Consider the following 22,278-nt stretch of genomic DNA (forward strand, 5'->3'; position numbering starts at 1 on the left):
GTGCCGCCATCGCGAGCAGGCTCGCTCCCACAGAGAAAAAATGAAAACCTCACCCACACCACAGTTCAACGGTGGGAGCGGGCTCGCCCGCGATGGCGGCGGCATATCCAACATCAGTGCTGGTTGAGCCAATGCTATCGCGGACGAGCGGAGCCCCGCGCGGCACGCTCACACCGTTCCTCTCACAGCGCAAACAACCCCGCCGGCAGTTTCATCAGGCAATCGCTGCCCGCTTCGATGGCGGCGCGATGGGCGGCGGTGCGTGGCAGCAGGCGCTTGAAGTAGAACTCGCACGTTGCCAGTTTGCCCTGGCAGTAATCGCCGACACCGCTGCCCTCGTTCAATTGCGCCTGGGCCACCAGGGCCATGCGCAGCCACAGGTAGGCGAGGATGATGTAGCCGCTGTACATCAGGTAATCCAGGGCGGCGGCGCCCACTTCGTCAGGGTTTTTCATCGCGGCCATGCCGACCTTCGTGGTCAATTCGCCCCACTGCTGGTTCAGGCCATTGAGCTGAGCGACATAGGCACCCAACTGCGGGTGGCCGCTGTTGGCTTCGCAGAACTTATGCACGATTTTGGTGAAGCCGCGCAGCAATTTGCCCTGGCTGCCCAGCACCTTGCGCCCCAGCAAGTCCAGGGCCTGGATGCCGTTGGTGCCTTCGTAGATCGGCGCGATACGGCAATCGCGCACCAGTTGCTCCATGCCCCATTCGCGGATGAAACCGTGGCCGCCAAACACCTGCATGCCGTGGTTGGTCACTTCCAGCCCGGTTTCGGTCATGAACGCCTTGCAAATCGGCGTGAGAAACGCCAGCAGGTCTTCGGCGTCCTGGCGTTGTGCCTCGTCCGCGCCCAGGTGGGCCACGTCCAGCAGTTGCGCGGTGAAGTAGGTCAGGGCGCGGTTGCCTTCGTTGAAGGCTTTCATGGTCAGCAGCATGCGCCGCACGTCGGGGTGGACGATGATCGGGTCGGCGCTCTTATCTGGCGCCTTGGGGCCGGTCAGCGCGCGCATTTGCAGGCGCTCGTTGGCGTACTTGATCGCACCCTGGAAGCTCGCTTCCCCCAGGCACAAGCCCTGCATGCCGGTGCCCAGGCGAGCGTGGTTCATCATGGTGAACATGCAGTTGAGGCCCTTGTTGGCCTCGCCGATCAGAAAGCCCTGGGCCTCGTCGAAGTTCAGCACGCAGGTGGCCGAAGCCTTGATGCCCATTTTGTGTTCGATCGAGCCGCAGCTCACGCCATTGCGCGCCCCCGCCTCGCCCGCCGCATCGGGCAGGAACTTGGGCACGATGAACAGGGAAATACCCTTGGTGCCGGCCGGCGCGTCCGGCAGCTTAGCCAGCACCAGGTGGATGATGTTGTCGCTCAGGTCGTGCTCACCGGCAGAGATGAAAATCTTGCTGCCGGACACCGCGTAGCTGCCGTCGGCCTGGGGCACGGCGCGGGTCTTGATGATGCCCAGGTCGGTGCCGCAATGGGCTTCGGTCAGGCACATGGTGCCGGTCCATTGGCCGGCGGTGAGTTTGTTCAGGTACAGCTGTTTTTGCGCCTCGGTGCCGTGGGCGTGGATCGCCGACATCGCGCCGTGGGTCAGGCCCGGGTACATGCCCCAGGAGGTGTTGCTGGAGCCGACCATTTCGCTGATGACCAGCCCCAAGGAATGGGGCAAGCCCTGGCCGCCGTAGGCCGGGTCCGCCGCCAGGCCATGCCAGCCGCCCTCGACGTACTGGGCGAACGCCTGTTTGAAGCCCTGGGGCGTGGTGACGACGCCGTTGTCGAAGTGGCAGCCCTCTTCGTCGCCGCTGCGGTTGAGCGGCGCCAGCACGTTTTCGCAGAACTTGGCGCCCTCTTCGAGGATTGCATCGACCATGTCCGGGCTGGCGTCCGTGGCCCCCAACGCGGCGTAGTTGGCGTGGAAATCAAACACGTGGTCGATCAGAAAGCGCATGTCGCGCAGGGGAGCTTTGTACTCGGGCATGGTGGTTTCTCCGGCGGCAGATCGCTCCAACCTACTGCCGCCTACCGCACCCGACAATCACCGTGCGGGCGCTGAATGCGCCATCATCACTCAACCCGCAGCTTCGTCCATGCGCACCGCCCCGCGCCGCGCCTGGCCGAACGCCATGACGCAATTGCGGCCCGCGCCCTTGGCGCTGTACAGCGCCTGGTCGGCGGATTTGAGCACCTCTTCGGGGGTGCGTTGCTCCTGGCGCTCGGCGGCACCGATGCTGACCGTCACCGCCACGGTGGTCGCCGCCGCACCGGCGCGACGCTGGCGGCCCTGTTGGTCGTCCTGGGGGCGGCTGTCGGGGTTGCGCAGGTGGATGTTGTAGGTGGCGATGGCTTCGCGGATCACCTCCAGGTGCGGCAGGCATTCCTCCAGGGTCTTGCCGGCGAACACCAGGGCGAACTCTTCGCCGCCATAGCGGTACGCGCGCCCGCCGCCGCCGATCTTCGACAGTTTGCTGGCCACCAGGCGCAGCACCTGGTCGCCAACGTCGTGGCCGTGGGTGTCGTTGAATTTCTTGAAGTGGTCGACGTCGCTCATCGCCAGCACGTAGTTGCGGCCCAAGCGCTGCAAACGCTCGTTGAGGGCGCGCCGCCCCGGCAGGCCGGTCAGCTCATCGCGAAAGGCCATTTGGTAGGCCTCGTGGGCCACTGCGGCGGCGATCATCAACATCACCTGGCTGCACAGGATGTTCAGGGTGAACGGCAGGATGAAGGTTTTGGGCAGCATCCAAAACAACCCCAGCAGGCCCACCAATTGCGCCGCGTGCAACGGCCGCGGATGGCGCCAATACTGCACGCCTAGCAACACGAACGCGGCGAGGAACACCGGGTACGACAACTGGATCAGGCTCATCCACGCGCCGTGCAGCGCCGGCCAACGGATCTCCGCCAGCCAATTGAGCAACGCCTCGGGGTAACTCTGCTCCAGGCTCAGGGCCACGCTGCCGAACACCAGCAACACCGCGAACCGCGCCACCATGTCCTGGAACAGGTGCGTGCGCTCCTGCCATGCGGCGAACAGGCCATACAACAGCGGCAGCAACAGGCAACACAGGTGGAACACCACCGCCGCATCCGCACGTACCACGCCGTTATCGCGGAAGTAGTCGGTCTGGGTGTCCAGCAGGAAGTAGGCGATGTACACCGTGACCATCAGAAACAGTTCGCGCTGGCGTCGGTAAACCGCGCAGTACGCACCGCCGAGCAACAGCACCAGGGTCGGCAACACGTTGAACAGCGAGGTGAAGAAGACGTTGAGTTCCTTGACGTAGGCGGCCGCAAGCCCGGTCAGCAGCAGTACTAAAGAAGGGACGAAATGACTCAAACGTACAGCGGAAGAACGCGGCAAGGGTAAAGCTCCGACTCGTCGGTTAGATAGATGGCATTGTGCCTGCTTCTTTGGCAGTTAAGCACAGGCAATGTGACACACAGCACATTGCCATCACGTTAACGGCCGCCGTGGCGAATCCCTGAGTGTTTAGGTCAAGTTTTTTTGGGGCACATGGCGGGCGCCAAAAAACGCGGTGGCGAGCCGCTGCCCGAGCCTGACCGCGCCGCAAAAAAAACACCCCGCGAAAGCCAGGCTCTCGCGGGGTGCAGGCCGCCGCTCCCGAGGGGGCGGCGGCGCTAGAGGTGAATTCGCCGGGGCTTAGTAGCCCAGTGCGAAGTCCTCTTCTTTCATGTCCATCAGGTTGTTGGCGCCCGACAGCATGGTGGCCACGTGGGTACGGGTACGCGGCAGGATGCGCTGGAAGTAGAAGCGCGCGGTTTGCAGCTTGGCGGTGTAGAACGCCTCTTCGCTGGTGCCGGCCGCCAGTTTTTCCGCCGCCAGGCGTGCCATGTCGGCCCAGAAGTAGGCCAGGCAGGCGTAACCGGAGTACATCAGGTAATCCACCGAGGCGGCACCGACTTCTTCGCGGTCTTTCATCGCGGCCATGCCGACCTTCATGGTCAACTCGCCCCACTCTTTGTTCAGTGCAGCCAGCGGCGTGACGAATTCCTGGACGGCTTCGTTGCCTTCGTTGGTCTGGCAGAACTTGTGCACGATCTTGGTGAAGCCTTTGAGCGCTTCGCCCTGGGTCATCAGCACTTTACGGCCCAGCAGGTCGAGTGCCTGGATGCCGGTGGTGCCTTCGTACAGCATGGAAATGCGGCTGTCGCGAACGTTCTGCTCCATGCCCCATTCGGCGATAAAACCGTGGCCGCCATAGATCTGCACGCCGTGGTTGGCGGACTCAAAACCGACTTCGGTCATGAAGGCCTTGGCGATCGGAGTCATGAAAGCCAGCAGTGCGTCGGCTTTCTTCTTCTCTTCTTCGTCGACGCCGTATTTGACGATGTCCACTTGCTTGGCGGTGAAGTACACCATCGCGCGGTTGCCTTCGGCGAATGCCTTCATGGTCAACAGCATGCGGCGTACATCGGGGTGCACGATGATCGGGTCAGCGGCTTTGTCCGGCGCTTTAGGGCCGGTCAGGGAGCGCATTTGCAGGCGATCGCGGGCGTATTTCAGGCCGCCCTGGAAGCCGATTTCGGCGTGGGCCAGGCCTTGCAGCGCGGTGCCCAGGCGTGCGGTGTTCATGAAGGTGAACATGCAGTTCAGGCCTTTGTTCGCCGGGCCGATGAGGAAACCGGTGGCCGCGTCGAAGTTCATCACGCAGGTGGCGTTGCCGTGGATGCCCATCTTGTGTTCCAGGGAACCGCAGGTGACTGCGTTGCGCGCACCGATGCTGCCATCGGCGTTAGGCATGAACTTGGGAACGATGAACAGGGAAATGCCTTTGGTGCCGGCCGGTGCATCGGGCAGGCGAGCCAGGACGATGTGGACGATGTTGTCGGCCATGTCGTGTTCGCCGGCCGAGATGAAGATCTTGGTGCCGGTGACTTTGTAGGAGCCGTCGGCCTGAGGTTCGGCCTTGGTGCGCAGCATGCCCAGGTCGGTGCCGCAGTGCGGTTCGGTCAGGCACATGGTGCCGGTCCATTCGCCGGAAACCAGCTTGGTCAGGTAGGCCTCTTGCTGCTCAGGCGTACCGTGCTCGGAGATGGTGTTCATCGCGCCGTGGGACAGGCCTGGGTACATGCCCCACGACCAGTTCGACTCGCCGACCATTTCGCTGACCGCCAGGCCCAGGGACTCAGGCAGACCCTGGCCACCGTGCTCGACGTCATGGGCCAGGCTCGGCCAGCCGCCTTCGACGAATTGCTTGTAGGCTTCCTTGAAGCCGGTCGGCGTCTTCACGCCTGACTCGCTCCAGGTGCAACCTTCCAGGTCGCCCACGCGGTTCAGCGGTGCCAGCACCTGTTCACAAAACTTGGCGCCTTCCTCGAGGATGGCGTTAACCATGTCGGGGGTAGCGTCCTGGCAAGCCGGAAGGCTCTGATAATGCGCTTCGTAGCCGAGCAGTTCGTCACGAACGAAGCGAATATCACGCAAGGGGGCCTTGTAGTCAGGCATAGCGATAAACCTCTGCTGATGTAACCGGGGATGAACGACCGTATGGATTTGTTGTAACGGTCAAACAGTTGTTTGAAACATACGTTTACGACCAAACCTTGTCAAGCATCGTGGATGCGCCATTCGTCTAGGCTCGCCGCACACACGGGCACACAGTTGCCTGCAGCGAATGCCGCAAAATATTTCAGAGGGATAAAGGCGAAGCTATACGCCTGACACGGGCAACGCCGCGTCAGGGTCGGGGGAAGGGCTTAAGCGTAAGTGTCGATCAGGGTGCCGAGCACTTCGTCGGAGGCCTTGGCGACTTTTACGCCCAGTTCTGCCTGGATCTTGCCTTGGGCCATGTCCACCAGGTCGCTGGCCATGTCTGATTGCTGCGCGCGATCGACCTGAAAGCCAGCAGGCGTGCGGTCGACGCTTTGGCCGGCGATCTGGCCGGCCGCCTGATCGACGCGGTTCAAGCCGGTCTGGATGGCGCTGACGCCGGAATAAAACGCGGTATTCCCGGAGATATTCATGGGAGCACTCAATCCTTAAAAGGGCAAACAGCCATCATTGAAGCAGAGTCACCGGCAAAAGGCCCGTCAATAACACTAATGGCACGGGGCGCCACCATAGGCAAAATCTTCCCCGTGGCTAATCCAGCAGGTCCAGTTGCAGGTGTTCGGCCACGGCTTGGGCACTGGCCACCTTGAGGGTCGGCACCCGCCCAAGGCACGGCGCCGGCAGGCGTTCGGCCAGGGTGGCGAGGTTTTCTTCCAGCCGCGAGGTATTGGGGTCGATGATGTTGGCCACCCAACCGGCCAGTTGCAGGCCATCGCGGGCGATGGCTTCGGCGCTGAGCAGGGCATGGCTGATGCAGCCCAGGCGCACGCCCACCACCAAAATCACTGGCAAGCCTAGGGCCATGGCCAGGTCCGACAGGTTGTCCTGGCCCGCCAACGGCACGCGCCAACCACCGGCGCCTTCGATCAGGGTGAAATCGGCCTGCAGGGCGAGGATGTCGCGCATCGGCCCCAGCAACGATTGCACCGTCAACGCCACGCCGGCTTCGCGCGCCGCCAGGTGCGGGGCGATGGCCGGCGCAAACGCCACCGGGTTCACCTGCTCGTAGGCAAGCGCCAGCGTGCATTCGGCCAGCAGCGCCAGGGCATCGGCGTTGCGCAGGCCCTTGGCCGTCACCTCGCACCCGGAGGCCACCGGTTTGCCCGCCGCGGTGCTCAGCCCCGCCGACCGCGCGGCGTACAGCAGGCCGGCGGCGATGGTGGTCTTGCCGACATCGGTGTCGGTGCCGGTGATGAAGTAAGCGGCGCTCATAAGGGGTTCTCCAGCACGGCGTAGACCACTTGGTAAGTCGCGGGCAAGCCCTGGGGCTGGCGGAACTGCTCATAGGCCTGGATCAAGCCGAGCAGGCGCGCCCGCCCGGTCAGCCCGCCCGGGCGCCCCGGGTTGAGGTTGTGGGCACCGAGGGCCTTGAGTTCGTGGGTCAGGCTGCGCACGTGGGGGTAATGCAGCACCTGCGCCCGCACCTGCAGGCTGACGACCCGCAAGCCACTGGCCGCGCACAGGCGTTGGTAGTCGCCCCGTTCGCGGAAGCGGTTGACGTGCACCTGGCCGTCTACCGCCGCCCAACTGTCGCGCAACTCGGCCAAGGTGCCGCTACACAGGCTGGCGAAGGCCAGCACGCCGCCCGGCTTCAGTACCCGCCGCGCTTCGCTGAGCACCGTGGCGAAGTCGGCGCACCATTGCACCGCCAGGCTAGAGAACACCAGGTCGCAGCTCCCGGCCTGCAACGGCAAGCGCTCAGCATCCCCGGCGACAAAATGCGCCGCGCCGCCCAAAGGCCGCGCGTGGTTGAGCATGCCTTCGGCGATATCCAGCGCCACCCCTTCGCTGCCGGTAAAACGCCGGGCCAGGGCGCGGCTGAAATGGCCGGTGCCGCAGCCCAGGTCGAGCCAGCGCCCCGGGCGCAAGCCCTGGGGCAGGCGTTGCAGTAAGGCGTCGCCCACCCCGCGTTGCAACTGGGCGACGCTGTCGTAAGTGGCCGCCGCCCGGGAAAACGAGGCCGCCACCTGACGTTTGTCGGGCAACACGGCGCTCAGGCGCGGCAAGGCTAAATCAGTCATCGGCACACTCATGCAAAAACGCTTGGATCGCACCCGCCACTCCATGGGGGTCTTCCAACAAGAAACCGTGGCTGGCCTGTTCGATCAGACCCACCTCTATATCCGGCAGCAACGCCAGCAGGTCACCGGCGGCTTCGGCGGGCACCAACGCGTCGAGGCCGGCGAACAGGTGCAACTGCGGGCCGCGATAGGCTTGCAGGGCTTGGCGGGTATCCAGTTGCGCCAACAACTCCAGGCCTGCCAACAACACGTCGGGCGCGGTGGCCGGCGCGGCCGCCAGCATCAGCCGCGCCAGGCCTCGGGCGTCTTCGGCGCCTTGCGCGCACAGCAGGCTGAAGCGTTTGAGGGTCTGGCGCGGGTCGCTGGCGCAACCGCTGAGGAAGGCGTCGAAGGTTTCGCCCGGCATGGCGCTGGGCCAGTGCTCGTGGGCGACAAAACTCGGGTTGCTGGCCAGGGTCAGCAAGCCGCAGCAGCGCTCGCCACGGCGCGCCGCCAGGGCCGAGGCAAGCATGCCGCCCAGGGACCAGCCGCCGAGCCAGGCATCATCGGGCAGGCTGGCGTCAAGTTCGTCGAGCCACTCCTCGGGGTCGCCGGACAACAGCGCCGGCAGCGGCTCGATCTCCACCCGCAGGTGTTCGTCCAGGCCCCGCAGCGCCGCCGCCAAGGGTTCCAGCGGCGAGACGCCCAGGCCCCAGCCCGGCAGCAGAATCAGTCGATCACGCATCAGTAGGCTCCGGTCCAGGTTCGGCAAAGCAGTCGGCCAGTGCATTTAACAGTAGCTGTACCTGCGCCTCGCTGTGGGCGGCGGTCAGGGTCACGCGCAACCGGGCGCTGCCGGCCGGCACGGTGGGCGGGCGGATCGCGGTGACCATCAGGCCTCGCTCGCGCAAGCGCTGAGACAGGCGCACGGCACGGGCGCTGTCGCCCACCAGGATCGGCTGGATCGGCGTGAAGCTGTCCATCAGTTGCAGGCCGATCTGCTCGGCGCCCCGGCGGAACTGGCGGATCAGGCCGTTCAAGTGCTCGCGCCGCCAATGTTCGCTGCGCAGCAGCTCCAGGCTCTTGAGGGTGGCACAGGCCAAGGCCGGCGGTTGGCTGGTGGTATAGATGTAAGGCCGGGCGAACTGGATCAGGCTTTCGATCAGGTCATCGCTGCCGGCAACGAACGCCCCGGCGGTGCCGAACGCCTTGCCCAGGGTGCCGACCAGCACCGGCACCTCTTCCGCGCCCAGGCCAAAATGCTCGACGATACCGCCGCCCGTGGCGCCCAACGGGCCGAAGCCATGGGCGTCGTCCACCATCAGCCACGCGCCCTTGGCCCGGGCTTCGCGGGCCAGGGCCGGCAGGTCGGCCAAATTGCCGTCCATGCTGAATACGCCATCGGTGACCACCAGGGTATTGCCCGTGGCGCGCTCCAGGCGCTTGGCCAGGCTGGCCGCGTCGTTGTGCAGATAGCGGTTGAAACGCGCCCCGGACAGTAACCCGGCATCCAGTAGGGAGGCGTGGTTGAGGCGGTCTTCCAGCACCGTGTCGCCCTGCCCCACTAGCGCAGTCACCGCCCCGAGGTTGGCCATGTAGCCGGTGGTGAACAGCAGCGCCCGCGCCCGCCCGGTGAATTCGGCCAGGGCTTCTTCCAGCGCGTGGTGCGGGCCCGCATGGCCGACCACCAGATGCGACGCTGCGCCGCCCACGCCCCAGCGCTCGGCCCCGGCGCGCCAGGCTTGGATCACTTGCGGGTGATTGGCCAGGCCCAGGTAGTCGTTATTGCAGAACGCCAGTAAGGGCTGGCCATCGACCACCACCTGTGGCCCTTGCGGGCTGTCCAGCAGCGGACGCTGGCGGTAGAGGTTAGCGGCGCGCCGAGCGGCCAGGCGTGCGGGAAGATCGAAGGGCATGGGGGCCTCGAAAGGGGATCAAAGCAGGAAGCAATCAAGCGGTGGGCGCCGGTTCGCGCCCACCGTTGTTTCGGGCCGGTCAGAGCGCCGCGTTGTAGAACAGCTCACTGCTCTTTTGCTCCACCAGCGCTTGTTCGATGGCAGCTTGGTGCACTTCGTCGGCGTGCTCTTCGCGGGCTTCGGGGGCGATGCCCAGGCGCGCGAACAGTTGCATGTCCTTGTCGGCCTGGGGGTTGGCGGTGGTGAGCAGTTTGTCGCCGTAGAAAATCGAGTTGGCGCCCGCAAAAAACGCCAGGGCCTGCATCTGATCGTTCATCGCCTCGCGCCCGGCCGACAGGCGCACGTGGGATTGGGGCATGAGGATGCGCGCCACGGCCAGCATGCGGATGAAGTCGAACGGGTCGACATCCTCGGCGTTTTCCAGGGGCGTGCCCGCAACCTTGACCAGCATGTTGATCGGCACCGATTCCGGGTGCTGTGGCAGGTTGGCCAGTTGGATCAGCAGGTTGGCGCGGTCGTCCAGCGACTCGCCCATGCCCAGGATGCCGCCGGAGCAGATTTTCATGCCCGAATCACGCACGTAGGCCAGGGTTTGCAGGCGCTCGCTGTAAGTGCGGGTGGTGATGATGTTGGCGTAGAAATCCGGCGAGGTGTCGAGGTTGTGGTTGTAGTAATCCAGCCCGGCCTGGGCCAGCGCCTCGGTCTGTTCCTGGTCGAGGCGGCCCAGGGTCATGCAGGTTTCCAGGCCCATGGCCTTGACGCCCTGGACCATTTGCAGCACGTAGGGCATGTCCTTGGCGGACGGGTGCTTCCACGCCGCGCCCATGCAAAAACGCGTCGAGCCGATGGCCTTGGCCCGGGCCGCTTCTTCGAGGACCTGCTGCACTTGCATCAGCTTTTCTTTTTCCAGCCCGGTGTTGTAGTGGCCGGACTGTGGGCAGTACTTGCAGTCTTCCGGGCAGGCGCCGGTTTTGATCGACAGCAGGGTGGAAACCTGCACGCGGTTGGCGTCGAAATGCGCGCGATGCACCGTTTGCGCCTGGAACAAGAGGTCGTTGAAGGGCTGAACGAACAGCGCCTTGACTTCGGCCAAAGACCAATCGTGACGCAGTTTGGCGGTGATGCTGGCGCTCATCGGCGGATTTCCTTGTTTATGCTGGGCAGACGACCGGGCGGCGATACCCACAGTCGTGACACGGATGTTCGGCATAGTTAAGGAAGAGCCATGCGCTGTCAACCACGCGACAAACACCAGGTTTACATCTGGTTAAAAAGAAACCAATCCTGTTTGCTTTGCGATGAATCCACCGGTACGCCTCAAGCCATTTGCACGCCGTGCGAGAGCGAGCTGCCGTGGTTGGGCGATCACTGCCTGCGCTGCGCCCTGCCATTGGCCATGGCGGGCCTGACCTGCGGCCAATGCCTGAAGCGACCTCCCGCATTCCAACAAGTCGTTGCGCCTTGGGCCTACGGCTTCCCGGTGGACAGCCTGGTGAGCCGTTTCAAGCACCAGGCAAACTGGCCATATGGCCGCATGATGGCCGAACTTCTCAGCCAACTCCTGCGCTATCGCTTCGATGAAGGCCTGCCCCGCCCCGACCTGCTGCTACCCGTGCCGCTGGCCGCCCGGCGCCTGCGCGAGCGCGGCTTCAACCAGTCCGCCCTGCTGGCGCGATGGTTGAGCGAACGCCTGCACATCCCCGAGCAGCCGCACTGGCTCCTGCGCCCGCTGGAGACGCCCACCCAGCAAGGGCTGTCGGCCAAGGCCCGGCAACGTAACCTGCGCCGCGCCTTTGCCCTGGCGCCCGAGGCCCAGGTGCACGGCCGCCACTTGGCCCTAGTGGACGACGTGTTGACCACCGGCGCCACCGCCCACAACCTGGCGCGCCTGCTGCGGGCGGGCGGCGCGGCGCGGGTCGATGTGTATTGCCTGGCCCGCACGCCCAAGCCCGAAGGCCCGCGCTGACTTGACTCTCAAGCGCCAAGCGGCCAACGTCCCCTCACTCCAGCCGTTAGTAGCACGCCGCCATGCCCGTACCGTCACCGCTGTCCCAACATTTCGTCCGCCGCCCGCAGCGCATTGCCCTGTTGCAGCACATCGCCGACCAGGGCTCGATCACCCGCGCCGCGAAAAGCGCTGGCCTGAGCTACAAGGCGGCTTGGGACGCCATCGACGAACTCAACAACCTGGCCCATAAGCCCCTGGTGGAACGCAGCGTCGGCGGCAAGGGCGGCGGCGGTGCGCGGTTGTCCGAAGAAGGGCTGCGGGTGCTGCGCCTGTATCAGCGTTTGCAAGCCTTGCAGGCTCAGGTGCTGGAAGCGGCCGAGGACGCCAGCGACCTCGACCTGCTCGGGCGCCTGATGCTGCGCACCAGCGCGCGCAACCAGTTGCATGGCAAGGTCCAGCGCATCGACAGCCAGGGCCGCAACGACCTGATTAGCCTGGAACTGGCTGCCGGCTTGACCATCCAGGCGCAGATCACCCGCGACAGCACCCAACGCCTGGAACTGCACGTTGGCACCCAGGTGGTGGCCCTCATCAAGGCCGGGTGGCTGCAATTGCTGGGCGCCGACCAGGCCCCCATCGCTGGGCACAACTGCCTGCTGGGCCTGATCGATGAGATCCTCGACGCCGAGGGCGGCCCCAGCGAAGTGCGCATCGCCCTGCCCAACGGCCAAACCCTCTGTGCCCTGGCCGAGGCCGAGCAATTGCGCGAGCTGGCCCTGGTGGCGGGCAAACCGGTGCAAGTGCAATTCGCCCCTTCCCTTGTGTTGCTGGGCACGCCGCTGTAAACCTTGGCGGCACTCAATAACCAAATTGCATATCAACCAATCCAATCAGTCTTAGACTCTCTAAGCGCGGCTCTCTAAGGTGTCGCCCGCGGCCGCCCCGAGCGCGCCCGATACCTCATACGAGATTCGTCCGCCAAAGGAAGCCCGATGTCCTGGGACTCGCTACCCCTGTTGTTTGTCGCCGCCCTGTTGCTTTGGCTGCTGGTGTCCTTCGTGCGCGAAAAATGGAGCGCCGATGTGGTCGCCGCCATTGGTGTCGCGGCCCTGCTGGTGACCCAGATCCTCAGCCCCAGCGAAGTGCTCGGCGTGCTGAGCAACTCGGCGCCGGTGACCATCGCCTGCATGTTCGTGCTCTCGGCGGCGCTGGAGCGCACCGGTTGCATCGACGCCCTAGGCAACTGGCTGGGCAACCTGGTGGGCGACCGGCCGCTGCGGGTGCTGGGCGGGTTGATGATTACCGCATTGGTGATTTCCGCGTTCCTCAACAACACCCCGGTGGTGGCGATCCTCACCCCGGTGGCCATTGCCCTGGCCAAGCGCTCCAGCACCTCGCCGTCGAAACTGCTGATCCCGCTGTCCTATGCCACGGTGCTGGGCGGCATGCTGACCATGATCGGCACCTCGACCAACATTCTCGTCGACGGCGTGGCGCGCAAGGCCGGGCTGGCGCCGTTCGGCATGTTCGAGATCACCCCGGCGGCGCTAATGTTCGCCGCCGTGGGCTTTGTCTACTTGATGCTGTTCAGCAATCGCCTGCTGCCCGACCGCGACAGCCTGTCCAAGCAATTGCGCCCGGACCTGGCCCGCACCTTCATGAGCGAGTTGCTGGTGCCCCACGACTCACCGGTGATCGGCAAGACCCTGGCCGAGGCCAACCTCAACGGCGGCAGCGGCCTGCAAGTGCTGAAAATCTTTCGCGAAGAGCAGGAACTGAGCACGCCCTGCTCCACCACCCAACTGGCCAGCGGCGACCGCCTCGTGCTGCACGGGCAAGTCCAGGATGTGGTCGAGTTGCGCGAAAGCGGGCGCCTGAGCTTCAACCGTGGCGAAGCCTTCGAGACCATCAGCAGCCACGACGTGATCCTCGCCGAAGCCATCGTGGGGCGCAGTTCGCGCTACAGCCACCGGCCCATGCGCGACCTCGACCTGACCGCGCGCTACGGCATTAACGTGCTGGCCGTGCACCGCCAGGACGAAAACATCCAAGGCAACCTCGACGACCTGCACCTGCAATTCGGCGACGTCATGCTGGTGGAGGGCACGCCCTCGCAAATCCGCCGTTTCGCCGACAATGGCGACCTGATTAGCCTCAATACCGTGCAGGAGCGCGCTTATCGCCGCGACAAGGCGCCCATCGCCATCATCGCCACCCTGGCGGTGATGTTGCTGGCCGCGTTCGAGCTCATGCCGATCGAAGGCCTGGCGCTGATCGCGGCCGTGGTCGTGATCGCCACCCGGTGCCTGGACGTGGAAGACGCCTACAAAGCGGTGGACTGGAAAATCCTCAGCCTGATTTTCGGCATGCTGGCCATCAGCATCGCCATGGACAAGGTCGGCCTGATCGACCTGGTGGTCAGCTCCACCATGGCTGCGATCCCTAACCCGGGGCCGCTGCTGATGCTCGGTTTCATCTACCTGCTGACCACCACCCTCACCGAAATCCTCTCCAACAACGCGGTGGCGGTGCTGCTGACCCCCATAGCCATCGGCGTGGCGCAACAACTGGGCGTCGACCCACGGCCGTTCGTGGTGGCCGTGATGTTCGCCGCCAGCGTCAGCTTCGCCACGCCCATCGGCTACCAGACCAATACCTTTGTATATAACGCCGGCGGCTATAAGTTCAGCGACTTCCTGCGCATCGGCATCCCGCTCAACATCCTGATGATGCTGGTGGCGATGCTGGTGATCCCGTGGTTCTGGCCACTGCAATAGCCCCCTTGATTAGCGCAGGCTTTGGCTCCAGATAGCTGTCTACCCCCACTGCCCTGGAGCCGCGCCATGACCGACCCTCTGCTGATCCCCTGCCCCCACTGCAACGGGCTCAACCGCATCCCCGCCCAACGCCTGGGGGACGCGCCCAAGTGCGGGCGCTGCAAGGCCGGCGTGCTGCTGAGCACACCGTTCGACCTGACCCAGGGCGACTACGCCAGCCAGATCAAGGGCGACCTGCCGCTATTGGTGGATGTGTGGGCCGACTGGTGCGGGCCGTGCAAGTCGTTCGCACCGACCTTTGCCCAGGCCGCCGCGCAACTGAGCGGCAAATGCCGCTTCGCCAAACTCGACAGCGAAGCCAACCCGCAGTTGTCGGGGCAACTGGCGATTCGTTCGATCCCCAGCCTGATTCTCTTCAAGAATGGCCGCGAAGTGGCGCGCCAGAGCGGCGCGTTGCCGTTGCAGCAGCTCCTGGGCTGGCTGCGCGGGCACGGTATCGCCTAAGCATTGGCGCCGGGAAGCGTCAGGCGTTTTCCAGCAGGTTGTGCAACTCGATGAACTGCTGTGTGAGTTTGTGCCGCGGGTCGAGGTGGATCAGCGGCAGGTTGGCCTGGTGGGATTCGCGCATGCGCACCGAACTGCCCAGGTACACCGGCAACACCGGCAGGCCCTCGGCGATCAGCTCGTCGAGCATCTGCTGGGGCAGGCTGGCCCGGGCCTGGAACTGATTGACCACAATGCCTTCCACTTCCAGGCCTTCGTTGTGGTCTTCCTTGAGTTCTTCGATCTCGCGCAGCAGGCCATACAGGGCTTGGCGGGAGAAGCTGTCGCAATCGAAGGGGATCAACACACGATCGGCGGCAATCAGCGCCGACACCGCATAGAAGTTCAGGGCTGGCGGGGTGTCCAGGTAGATGCGGTCGTAATCTTCTGACAGCTCATCGAGCAACTTACGCAGCTTGTTGATCTTGTGCTTGGCCTCCAGCTTGGGCTGCAAGTCGGCCAGTTCCGCCGTGGCGGTAATCACATGGAGGTTATCGAACGGCGTTTCGTAGATATCCACCTTGTTTTTCTTGGCAAACGGCCCGGACGACAGGGTTTGCTTGAAAAAGTCGGCGATGCCCATGGGAATGTCCTCGCCGGTCAGCCCGGTGAGGTATTGGGTGGAGTTGGCCTGGGCATCGAGATCCACCAGCAGGGTTCGATAGCCTTCACTGGCGCTCACCGCCGCCAGGTTGCAGGCAATACTGGACTTGCCCACGCCACCTTTCTGATTGAACACCACGCGCCGCATGACAAACCTCCGTGTACTAAAGAATTCCCGAGTGTAGTAGGCCGCGTCGCTGCTTCGCTACCTCGCTGGCATTTGTCTGACCTTTGTGCCGCCTCATATCCCAGTGAGAGCAACTGTGACACCCCTGCCATTCGTCACCGCCACTGCGTGCCGCCATCGCGAGCAGGCTCGCTCCCACAGAGGAAAAATGAACACGTTCAACTGTGGGGGCGGGCCTAGCCCGCGATAGGGGTGGGTCTGACCATGTACATGGTGGTTGGCAGACCGCCATCGCGGACAAGGCCCCACACAGGGCGGCGCCTTAGTTTTCAGCCTTACGGGTCAATAACTCCACGAATGCCTTGGCCATGGGCGAGCGCTGGTTCTTGCGTTGCACCAGCCACACCGCCGATATCGCCTTGGGGTCCAGCAGCGGGCGGTAGACCACGCCGTCGATGCGGATGCGCCGGTAGGACGCCGGCAGCACCGACACCCCCAACCCCGCCGCCACCAGCCCGATGATGGTCATCGCCTCGCCCGCTTCCTGGGCGAAATGGGGGCTGAACCCGGCGTCGCGGGCCAGGCTCAGCAACTGGGTGTACAGGCCGCTGCCGTAGCTGCGCGGGAAAAACACAAAGGGCTCCTGGGCCAGCGCCGCGAGGAACAGGCCCTCGTCACTGCCCTGCACCAGTGGATGGGTAGCGCTGAGCACCGCCACCAGGGGCTCGCGCATCAGCTCGACAACATCCAGGGAATCGGCCAACGGCAACGGCCGCATCAGCCCCACATCGATGGTTTCGTCCACCAGGGCTTGCGCCACTTGGGTGCTGCTCATCTCCCGCAGGTGCAGGTGCACCGCCGGGAAACGCTGGCGAAAGGCAAAAATGGCCTGGGGAATGGTGGAATTGAACGGCGCCGAGGAGGTGAACCCGACCTTCAGTTCGCCCAACTCCCCCAGTTGCGCGCGCCGGGCCACGTCAGCGGCTTTGTCCACTTGCGCCAGCACCAGCCGCGCCTCCTCCAAAAACAGCCGCCCCGCTTCGCTGAGTTCCACCCGGCGGTTAGTGCGCTCGAACAACCGCGCCCCCACTTCCTGCTCCAGGGCCTGGATCTGCTGGCTCAGCGGCGGCTGGGAGATGCCCAGCACTTGGGCTGCACGGCCGAAATGCAGCTCTTCGGCCACCGCGATGAAGTAGCGCAAATGGCGCAATTCCATAAAGCCTCCATTGAGTCGTTAAACCTATCAAACAGGTCGAACAATATATTGGATTGAATCATTCGCCGCCTATATGCTTTTTCCATCGCCTGACCGCTTGCCCCTCCCGCGAGGCCCTCCGTGAAAACTGCTGCCGCTCCCCTGGCCCACGAAATCCCGCCCGCGCCCCTGGGCGATGCGGTGGCCGAACTCAACGACCTCTACATCGAAAAAGGCACGCCCCTGTTCATGCGCACGGTGTTGGCGCTGTTCGCCGGCGGCTTCGCCACGTTCGCCGTGCTCTATTGCGTGCAACCGATGATGCCGCTGCTGTCGGCTGAATATGGGATCAACGCGGCGCGCAGCAGCCTGATCCTGTCCGTGGCCACCGGCATGCTGGCCATCGGTTTGTTGGTAACCGGGCCGATTTCCGACCGCATTGGGCGCAAGCCGATGATGGTGGCGGCGCTGTTCGCCTCCACCCTGTGCACCCTGGCCAGCGCCTTGATGCCCACCTGGGAAGGCGTGCTGCTGATGCGCGCCCTCACCGGGCTGTCGTTGAGCGGTTTGGCGGCGGTGGCCATGACCTACCTGAGCGAGGAGATCCACCCGCAGCACCTGGGCCTGGCCATGGGCCTGTACATCGGCGGCAATGCCATTGGCGGCATGAGCGGGCGCTTGGTCGCCGGGGTGTTGATCGATTTCGTCAGTTGGCACACGGCCATGCTGGTGATCGCCGTGCTAGCCCTGGCGGCCTCGGTGATTTTCTGGAAGTTGCTCCCCGATTCGCGCAATTTCCGCGCCCGCTCGCTGCAACCGCGCAGTTTGCTCGAAGGCTTCACCCTGCAATTCAAAGACGCCGGCCTGCCGTGGTTGTTTCTCGAAGGCTTTTTGGTGATGGGCGCGTTCGTCACCCTGTTCAACTACATCGGCTATCGCCTGCTGGCCGAGCCGTACCACTTGAGCCAGGCGTTCGTCGGCCTGCTGTCGGTGGTGTACCTCTCGGGGATTTATAGCTCGGCCCAGGTCGGTGCCCTGGCCGACACCTACGGGCGGCGCAAGATGCTGTGGGGCACCATCGTGCTGATGCTGGGCGGCATCGGGCTGACGATGTTCGCGCCGCTGAGCCTGGTGTTGATTGGCATGGTGGTGTTCACCTTCGGCTTCTTCGGCGCCCATTCGGTGGCCAGCAGTTGGATCGGCCGCCGCGCCACCCACGCCAAGGGCCAGGCCTCGTCGCTGTATGTGTTCAGCTACTACGCCGGCTCCAGCATCGCTGGCACGGCGGGCGGGGTGTTCTGGCATTGGGGCGGCTGGAATGGCATTGGCCTGTTCATCGCGACCCTGCTGATGCTGGCCCTGCTGGTGGCGCTAAAACTGGCGCGCCTGGCGCCGTTGTCGGGGGCCGCTACCTGAGCTGCAACCGCGCTTGCAGCAGGTCTTCGCGTTTTTCCAGGGTCAGGCCGTGTAACGTGGCGCCCTCACGCTCAACCTGAGCCAACCACTGCAACACGGCCCGGGCCTCGCCCGCCAGGGTCAGCTCCAGGCCTTCGTCGTCCACCTCCATCTGCTCCACGTGCAGCCCCGCCGCGCTGGCGCTCTCGCTAATGCGCAGCGACAAGGGCCGGCCGTCGGCGGCCGATGCGGCCCGGGCTGGCTGCGCCCCTGCCAGTTGCGCCGCCAGCACGCGTTGTTGCTGATACTGGCGTTCGGCGGTGTGCAGGCGTTGGCGGGTCGGTTGCCCGATCAGGCTGTAGGCCAGCACCGCGCCGATAAACAGCGCCAAACCCAGCAGCAACCCTTGCTCGCGGCGCGACAAACGCCGCCAATGCTGCATTAATGCCCTCATGCGCCCGCCTCCACCACTAGGGTGGCCTGCACCCGGTCGCCGTCCTTGCTCGCGCTGTCCAGGCGCAACGCCTGGCCCTGTTCGCGGCCTCGTTCGCGCAGTTGTTCCAGTTCGGCGAAGCTGCTGGCGTCGAGTTGGATTTTCCAACCCTCGCCCGGGCGCAACTCAATGCGCCGCACCTGCACCGTGCTGGCGCCGATCACTTGTTCGGTGAGGCGGACCAACTCGGCCATGCGCCCGCCCTGGGGCTGCGCACCACGTACCTGCTGGGCCTGCAACTGCGCGGCCAAATCGACGATACGGCTTTGCTGCGGGTACAGCGCCTTGAAGCGCGCTTCGTTGCGGGCCTGGAGCTGGCGGGTTTCGCTGTGTAAAAAGCTCAAGCGCACTTCGGCCGCTGCCCAGGCCAGCAGCGCCAAGCCCAGCAAAGTCGCCGCGCCCAGGCGCCAGGGCAGCGGCCGGCGACGCGGGGCGAATTCACCATGGCGCAGGTTGATGGCCGTGGCCGCGCCTTGAAACGGCCAGGGCGCCAGGTCCCCGTCGTCGCGCCACTGTAAGGTCGCGGGCAGGCTCGGGCGCAGCAGCGCCAGCGCCTCATCCGTCAGCGCCAGGCGTGCCGGCAACGCCCCGCCCAGCAACCAGCGACCCGCCCAACGCACACCCCACGCCTGATCCGTGGGCAGCAGGTCGGCATCGACGTACACCCCGCGCACCTCCACGCCTGCCTCGGCCAGCAACGCGAGCACGTGGGCAAAGCGCTCGCGGCCCACCACCAGCACCGGGTAGCAGCCCTCGCTATCGCGCGCGCCAACGCTCAGGTGCAATGTCTCCAGGCTTTCGCCCAACTGTTCTTCCACCGCGAAGGCGACCGCTTGTACGGCGGGCCGGCGCTTGCCCGGCCAAGGCTCGCTGCGCAGCCAGCTGCACGCTTCCATGGGCAGCAGCAGGTTTACCGCCTGCCCATCCAGGGCCTGGGCAGCGTCGCGCAAAGGCTGCCACTGGCCGCTGGCCGGCAGGTAGCAGGGCCAGTCGAGCGAAGGCTCGTGCAGGCCAGTGGCATTCAGGTAGAGCCAGGGGTTCATGGCAGCCTCGGGTCGATGGAAGGAAGCAGGCGGCGTTGCAGGACGTTCAGTTGGCCGGTCTTGGCGTCGCGCTCCACGTCGCTGCTCAGGCGCAAGTGGCCATCACCGTCGTTCACCGAAACCTCGATACGCAGCCAGCGGCTGTCCACGCCCAAGCCATGGCCATTGACCTCAAGCCCCGCCAAAAGCGGGTCGCGGGTGAAGGCCTGGGCCGTCGCCCAAGGGTCGGCCTCGCGCTGGCGGGCCAAGGCCTGGGCAGTGGCGTCGTCAAGGTCGCCGAGGGTGCGCAGCAGCAGCGCCGGCGCGGTGTTGACGTTGAATGCCGCATCCGCGGGCAACAGGGCCACCCAAGGCTCCAGTTGCTGCAGGAAGAGGCCGTCGATACCCGCCAGCAAGCGCAATTGGCTCAGCTCGTGCAGCGCGCCGGCCTGCGGCAACACCAGTGGCGGCAGGTCGAGCAGCGCCAACAATCGCGCCCAACGCTCCAGTGTGACCTGATCGACCCGCCCCCCGGCCAGCAGCCGATTGAGGTTCAAGCGCCCGGCCAAGTCGTGGATTTCGATCTGTACCTGGGCCTGGTTCGTGTCGAACCCCGGCACCGCACGAGCCCATTCCTGGCTCAGGTCCAAGGTCGGGTTGGCGCCGCGCGGGGAATCCTGCAACAGGCGCAAGGCCCAGGCTTCGCCGGCCGTGGCGAGTTGGCGCAGGTGCAGTTGCTGCAACTGTTGCGCACTGCTTTTGACCAGCAGGCGATGGCTGTGCAGCACCGCGCCGAGGATCAGCAGCGCCAGGCTCATCACCAGCAACACACTAATCAGCGCCACGCCGGTTTGCCGACGGTTCATGGCAGCGCCGCCGGCAGCAGCAAGACCCGGCGGATACCCTCGAAGCGCCCGCTCGACAACTGCACTTCCAACGCCAGCGGCGCCTTGGGCCCGGGCGGCCATTCGTTGCGCCAGCCCTGCTGCGCGTCATACAGGCGCCAGCGCAGGTGGCGCACATCGTCGAGAAGTTTTTGCCGTTGCACCCGGTCATCGCCCTCGGCTCGGCTGTCGCGCCAGAGCACGCCGTTGTCCAGGCGATAGCTCAGGGCCTGGCGCTCACTGCGCGGCAAGTCCAGCGGGTTGCGCCAATTGCCGCGCTGCAAGTGCAACCCGGTGGCGCTCAGCACCACCGGTTGCTCGGCGATGATGTGCAGCACGTCGCGCTCAATCACCGCCACCGCCCGTTGCAGGCCGCGCAGCGCCTGTTCGTGGCTCTGGGTGGCCTGCTGCACACGCACCACGGCGTCGAACAGGCGCCAGCCGCCGAGCCCGAGCAAGGCGAAGATCGTCAGGGCGATCAGCAGCTCCAGCAGGGTGAAACCGCCCTGGCGCCGGGTCATGGCGCGGGAATCCAGCCAGTGGTGCGGTATACGACGTGTTCCTGGCCAACCAGGCTGACGGCCACCTCGACCTTGAGCAAGCGCCTATCCGCCGTGGCACTGAGGTTTTGCTGTACGTGCCAGTCACGGCGATCCAGACTGACTTGACGGGTGTGCTGGCCGAGCGCCAGGTTTTTTTCCAGACGCAACTCGTTCAAGCGGTTGTCTGCCAGCCACGCGGCGAAGAGGCGCTGTTCCACACCCCGCCCCTGGCCGATGACAGCGTGGCTGGCGGAGAACACCGCCGCCGCTAAGGTGGCGAACACCGCCAGAGCGACCATGATTTCCAGCAAGGTGAAACCGCCCACGGTGCGCCTAGCCATCGACCACCACATCGCCCACGCCATCGCTGTAAAGGCTCGCCAGGACCTTGCCATCGTGTTCCAGGGTCAGGCGAAAGGGGCTGATTTCGTCACTGCTGAGGATCAGCAATTGCGGCGTGTCCGTCTCCTGGCCCAGGTGCAGGGGCCGATCCTCTTGCACCAGGTACGGGCGCACATTGGCGGGCCAGCGCTTTAGCGGCCCACGCGGTTCCCAGCCCAACGTCTCGTAGCGCAGCAACTGGTAGCCTTCGGCACCCACCCGCAAACCGTATTCGCGGCCATCGAGCACTGCCCGCTCGCGCAATTGCTCGATCAGGCCGGCCATGGCGTGGGCCTGCTGGCGGGCCTGGCGCGCCGGGCCATTGCCCAAGGCCAGGCTGGCCACACCCAGCAACACCCCGGCCAACACCACCACCAGCATCAGTTCCAGCAAGGTGAAACCCTGGCAAGAGGCACGCATGGCTCACTCCCCCCAATTGCCGAGGTCGGCCGCCGGGCCGTCGCCGCCGACTCCGCCATCGGCGCCCAGCGAATACAGGTCGTAGCCGCCATCGAGCACCCGCACCCCGGGGTTGAGGTACTGGTAGGGCGTGCCCCAGGGGTCGGTCGGCAGGGTTTTCAGATAGCCCTGGGGGTTCCAACCGCGGGCCACGGGCGTGCCAGTGGGGCGTTTTTTCAGCGCCTCCAGGCCTTGCTGGGTGGAGGGGTAGTGGCCGTTGTCCAGGCGATAGATTTCCAGTGCCGTGGAAATCGCCTGGATATCCACCCGGGCGGCCGTGGCCTTGGCCTGGTCCGGGCGGCTCATGAACTGCGGCACCACAATGGCCCCCAGGATGCCGATGATGACCACCACCACCATGATTTCGATCAGGGTAAAACCGCGTTGGGCGCGGCGAGAAACTGTGCGTTGGGTTTGCATGGG

At 65.1% G+C, this 22,278-nt stretch carries 23 protein-coding genes; 5 read left to right on the forward strand and 18 right to left on the reverse strand.

The annotated features are described in order from the left end of the window. Positions 1 to 182: 182 nt before the first annotated feature. The 9 genes from AC19YR_RS04000 to bioB all read right to left on the reverse strand — a co-directional run bounded on the left by AC19YR_RS04000 (position 183) and on the right by bioB (position 10,621). Positions 183 to 1,979: an acyl-CoA dehydrogenase C-terminal domain-containing protein gene (locus AC19YR_RS04000; RefSeq protein WP_500597265.1), complete on the reverse strand. Its 1,797-nt coding sequence runs from the start codon at positions 1,977 to 1,979 to the stop codon at positions 183 to 185. A 90-nt stretch (positions 1,980 to 2,069) separates the two neighbouring features. After that, positions 2,070 to 3,359: a GGDEF domain-containing protein gene (locus tag AC19YR_RS04005; protein ID WP_095108933.1), complete on the reverse strand. Its 1,290-nt coding sequence runs from the start codon at positions 3,357 to 3,359 to the stop codon at positions 2,070 to 2,072. A gap of 300 nt (positions 3,360 to 3,659) precedes the next feature. Further along, on the reverse strand, positions 3,660 to 5,465 hold the full coding sequence (locus AC19YR_RS04010) for a phenylacyl-CoA dehydrogenase (RefSeq protein WP_095108932.1): 1,806 nt from the start codon (positions 5,463 to 5,465) through the stop codon (positions 3,660 to 3,662). Positions 5,466 to 5,716: 251 nt separating this feature from the next. Continuing rightward, a complete protein-coding gene (locus AC19YR_RS04015) occupies positions 5,717 to 5,983 on the reverse strand; it encodes a pyrroloquinoline quinone biosynthesis protein PqqE (RefSeq protein WP_095108931.1) in 267 nt (88 codons plus the stop codon). Between the two features lie 118 nt (positions 5,984 to 6,101). Further along, entirely contained in the window at positions 6,102 to 6,782 is a 681-nt protein-coding gene (gene bioD, locus AC19YR_RS04020; RefSeq protein WP_095108930.1) for a dethiobiotin synthase, read from the reverse strand. Next, complete coding sequence (gene bioC, locus AC19YR_RS04025; RefSeq protein WP_500597268.1) at positions 6,779 to 7,591, reverse strand: malonyl-ACP O-methyltransferase BioC; 813 nt, start codon at positions 7,589 to 7,591, stop codon at positions 6,779 to 6,781. Before bioC ends, bioD begins: the two co-directional genes overlap by 4 nt. Then, entirely contained in the window at positions 7,584 to 8,315 is a 732-nt protein-coding gene (locus AC19YR_RS04030) for an alpha/beta fold hydrolase (protein ID WP_500597269.1), read from the reverse strand. Before AC19YR_RS04030 ends, bioC begins: the two co-directional genes overlap by 8 nt. Then, complete coding sequence (gene bioF / locus AC19YR_RS04035) at positions 8,308 to 9,486, reverse strand: 8-amino-7-oxononanoate synthase (protein WP_095108927.1); 1,179 nt, start codon at positions 9,484 to 9,486, stop codon at positions 8,308 to 8,310. Before bioF ends, AC19YR_RS04030 begins: the two co-directional genes overlap by 8 nt. A 79-nt stretch (positions 9,487 to 9,565) precedes the next feature. Then, on the reverse strand, positions 9,566 to 10,621 hold the full coding sequence (gene bioB / locus AC19YR_RS04040; protein ID WP_095108926.1) for a biotin synthase BioB: 1,056 nt from the start codon (positions 10,619 to 10,621) through the stop codon (positions 9,566 to 9,568). Positions 10,622 to 10,711: 90 nt separating this feature from the next. Between bioB and AC19YR_RS04045 the strand changes: the two genes are divergently transcribed. The 4 genes from AC19YR_RS04045 (at position 10,712) to trxC (ending at position 14,715) form a co-directional block, all read left to right on the forward strand. Further along, entirely contained in the window at positions 10,712 to 11,452 is a 741-nt protein-coding gene (locus AC19YR_RS04045; RefSeq protein WP_500597271.1) for a ComFC family protein, read from the forward strand. Between the two features lie 62 nt (positions 11,453 to 11,514). Beyond that, positions 11,515 to 12,279: a TOBE domain-containing protein gene (locus AC19YR_RS04050; protein ID WP_095108924.1), complete on the forward strand. Its 765-nt coding sequence runs from the start codon at positions 11,515 to 11,517 to the stop codon at positions 12,277 to 12,279. A gap of 147 nt (positions 12,280 to 12,426) precedes the next feature. After that, on the forward strand, positions 12,427 to 14,211 hold the full coding sequence (locus AC19YR_RS04055; protein ID WP_095108923.1) for an SLC13 family permease: 1,785 nt from the start codon (positions 12,427 to 12,429) through the stop codon (positions 14,209 to 14,211). Positions 14,212 to 14,277: 66 nt separating this feature from the next. Next, complete coding sequence (trxC, locus tag AC19YR_RS04060; protein ID WP_095108922.1) at positions 14,278 to 14,715, forward strand: thioredoxin TrxC; 438 nt, start codon at positions 14,278 to 14,280, stop codon at positions 14,713 to 14,715. A gap of 19 nt (positions 14,716 to 14,734) precedes the next feature. Here the strand turns inward: trxC and AC19YR_RS04065 are convergent, their stop codons facing one another. After that, complete coding sequence (locus AC19YR_RS04065) at positions 14,735 to 15,505, reverse strand: ParA family protein (protein ID WP_095108921.1); 771 nt, start codon at positions 15,503 to 15,505, stop codon at positions 14,735 to 14,737. A 301-nt stretch (positions 15,506 to 15,806) separates the two neighbouring features. Next, on the reverse strand, positions 15,807 to 16,700 hold the full coding sequence (locus AC19YR_RS04070) for a LysR family transcriptional regulator (protein ID WP_095108920.1): 894 nt from the start codon (positions 16,698 to 16,700) through the stop codon (positions 15,807 to 15,809). A 120-nt stretch (positions 16,701 to 16,820) separates the two neighbouring features. Here AC19YR_RS04070 and AC19YR_RS04075 point away from each other — a divergent pair, with 120 nt between their 5' ends. Next, positions 16,821 to 18,095, forward strand: a complete 1,275-nt coding sequence (locus AC19YR_RS04075; protein ID WP_500597272.1) for an MFS transporter — start codon at positions 16,821 to 16,823, stop codon at positions 18,093 to 18,095. Here AC19YR_RS04075 and AC19YR_RS04080 read toward each other — a convergent pair. From AC19YR_RS04080 to gspG, 7 genes are read right to left on the reverse strand one after another with little or no spacing between them, the layout of a single operon-like run. Next, positions 18,088 to 18,528 carry a type II secretion system protein M gene (locus tag AC19YR_RS04080; protein ID WP_500597273.1) on the reverse strand — a complete coding sequence of 147 codons (441 nt, stop codon included), beginning with the start codon at positions 18,526 to 18,528 and terminating at the stop codon, positions 18,088 to 18,090. The two genes, AC19YR_RS04075 and AC19YR_RS04080, sit on opposite strands and share 8 nt — an antisense overlap. Further along, entirely contained in the window at positions 18,525 to 19,610 is a 1,086-nt protein-coding gene (gspL, locus tag AC19YR_RS04085; protein ID WP_500597274.1) for a type II secretion system protein GspL, read from the reverse strand. Before gspL ends, AC19YR_RS04080 begins: the two co-directional genes overlap by 4 nt. Further along, positions 19,607 to 20,455, reverse strand: a complete 849-nt coding sequence (locus AC19YR_RS04090) for a type II secretion system minor pseudopilin (protein WP_500597276.1) — start codon at positions 20,453 to 20,455, stop codon at positions 19,607 to 19,609. Before AC19YR_RS04090 ends, gspL begins: the two co-directional genes overlap by 4 nt. Next, the gene (gene gspJ / locus AC19YR_RS04095; protein ID WP_500597278.1) at positions 20,452 to 20,994 is read right to left on the reverse strand and encodes a type II secretion system minor pseudopilin GspJ; all 543 of its coding nucleotides are present in this window, start codon (positions 20,992 to 20,994) and stop codon (positions 20,452 to 20,454) included. The genes AC19YR_RS04090 and gspJ overlap by 4 nt, the downstream gene beginning before the upstream one ends. Further along, positions 20,991 to 21,356, reverse strand: a complete 366-nt coding sequence (gene gspI, locus AC19YR_RS04100; protein ID WP_500597279.1) for a type II secretion system minor pseudopilin GspI — start codon at positions 21,354 to 21,356, stop codon at positions 20,991 to 20,993. The genes gspJ and gspI overlap by 4 nt, the downstream gene beginning before the upstream one ends. After that, positions 21,349 to 21,816 (reverse strand): type II secretion system minor pseudopilin GspH, encoded by a 468-nt coding sequence (gene gspH, locus AC19YR_RS04105; protein WP_500597280.1) that lies wholly within the window; start codon positions 21,814 to 21,816, stop codon positions 21,349 to 21,351. Before gspH ends, gspI begins: the two co-directional genes overlap by 8 nt. A gap of 3 nt (positions 21,817 to 21,819) precedes the next feature. After that, positions 21,820 to 22,275, reverse strand: a complete 456-nt coding sequence (gene gspG, locus AC19YR_RS04110) for a type II secretion system major pseudopilin GspG (protein ID WP_095108913.1) — start codon at positions 22,273 to 22,275, stop codon at positions 21,820 to 21,822. Positions 22,276 to 22,278 lie beyond the last annotated feature (3 nt).

The sequence above is a fragment of the Pseudomonas sp. MF08817 genome, assembly GCF_059862705.1.

Excerpts from the sequence above, each read along its gene's own strand:
- bioB (WP_095108926.1), bottom strand. The coding sequence starts at position 10,621 with ATGAGCGCCAGCATCACCGCCAAACTGCGTCACGATTGGTCTTTGGCC.
- AC19YR_RS04080 (WP_500597273.1), bottom strand. The coding sequence starts at position 18,528 with ATGAGGGCATTAATGCAGCATTGGCGGCGTTTGTCGCGCCGCGAGCAA.
- AC19YR_RS04010 (WP_095108932.1), bottom strand. The coding sequence starts at position 5,465 with ATGCCTGACTACAAGGCCCCCTTGCGTGATATTCGCTTCGTTCGTGAC.
- bioD (WP_095108930.1), bottom strand. The coding sequence starts at position 6,782 with ATGAGCGCCGCTTACTTCATCACCGGCACCGACACCGATGTCGGCAAG.
- AC19YR_RS04000 (WP_500597265.1), bottom strand. The coding sequence starts at position 1,979 with ATGCCCGAGTACAAAGCTCCCCTGCGCGACATGCGCTTTCTGATCGAC.
- AC19YR_RS04015 (WP_095108931.1), bottom strand. The coding sequence starts at position 5,983 with ATGAATATCTCCGGGAATACCGCGTTTTATTCCGGCGTCAGCGCCATC.
- gspG (WP_095108913.1), bottom strand. The coding sequence starts at position 22,275 with ATGCAAACCCAACGCACAGTTTCTCGCCGCGCCCAACGCGGTTTTACC.
- AC19YR_RS04065 (WP_095108921.1), bottom strand. The coding sequence starts at position 15,505 with ATGCGGCGCGTGGTGTTCAATCAGAAAGGTGGCGTGGGCAAGTCCAGT.
- gspI (WP_500597279.1), bottom strand. The coding sequence starts at position 21,356 with ATGGCTAGGCGCACCGTGGGCGGTTTCACCTTGCTGGAAATCATGGTC.
- bioF (WP_095108927.1), bottom strand. The coding sequence starts at position 9,486 with ATGCCCTTCGATCTTCCCGCACGCCTGGCCGCTCGGCGCGCCGCTAAC.
- gspH (WP_500597280.1), bottom strand. The coding sequence starts at position 21,816 with ATGCGTGCCTCTTGCCAGGGTTTCACCTTGCTGGAACTGATGCTGGTG.
- AC19YR_RS04070 (WP_095108920.1), bottom strand. The coding sequence starts at position 16,700 with ATGGAATTGCGCCATTTGCGCTACTTCATCGCGGTGGCCGAAGAGCTG.
- AC19YR_RS04030 (WP_500597269.1), bottom strand. The coding sequence starts at position 8,315 with ATGCGTGATCGACTGATTCTGCTGCCGGGCTGGGGCCTGGGCGTCTCG.
- AC19YR_RS04045 (WP_500597271.1), top strand. The coding sequence starts at position 10,712 with ATGCGCTGTCAACCACGCGACAAACACCAGGTTTACATCTGGTTAAAA.
- gspJ (WP_500597278.1), bottom strand. The coding sequence starts at position 20,994 with ATGACCCGGCGCCAGGGCGGTTTCACCCTGCTGGAGCTGCTGATCGCC.
- AC19YR_RS04050 (WP_095108924.1), top strand. The coding sequence starts at position 11,515 with ATGCCCGTACCGTCACCGCTGTCCCAACATTTCGTCCGCCGCCCGCAG.
- gspL (WP_500597274.1), bottom strand. The coding sequence starts at position 19,610 with ATGAACCCCTGGCTCTACCTGAATGCCACTGGCCTGCACGAGCCTTCG.
- AC19YR_RS04055 (WP_095108923.1), top strand. The coding sequence starts at position 12,427 with ATGTCCTGGGACTCGCTACCCCTGTTGTTTGTCGCCGCCCTGTTGCTT.
- bioC (WP_500597268.1), bottom strand. The coding sequence starts at position 7,591 with ATGACTGATTTAGCCTTGCCGCGCCTGAGCGCCGTGTTGCCCGACAAA.
- AC19YR_RS04090 (WP_500597276.1), bottom strand. The coding sequence starts at position 20,455 with ATGAACCGTCGGCAAACCGGCGTGGCGCTGATTAGTGTGTTGCTGGTG.
- trxC (WP_095108922.1), top strand. The coding sequence starts at position 14,278 with ATGACCGACCCTCTGCTGATCCCCTGCCCCCACTGCAACGGGCTCAAC.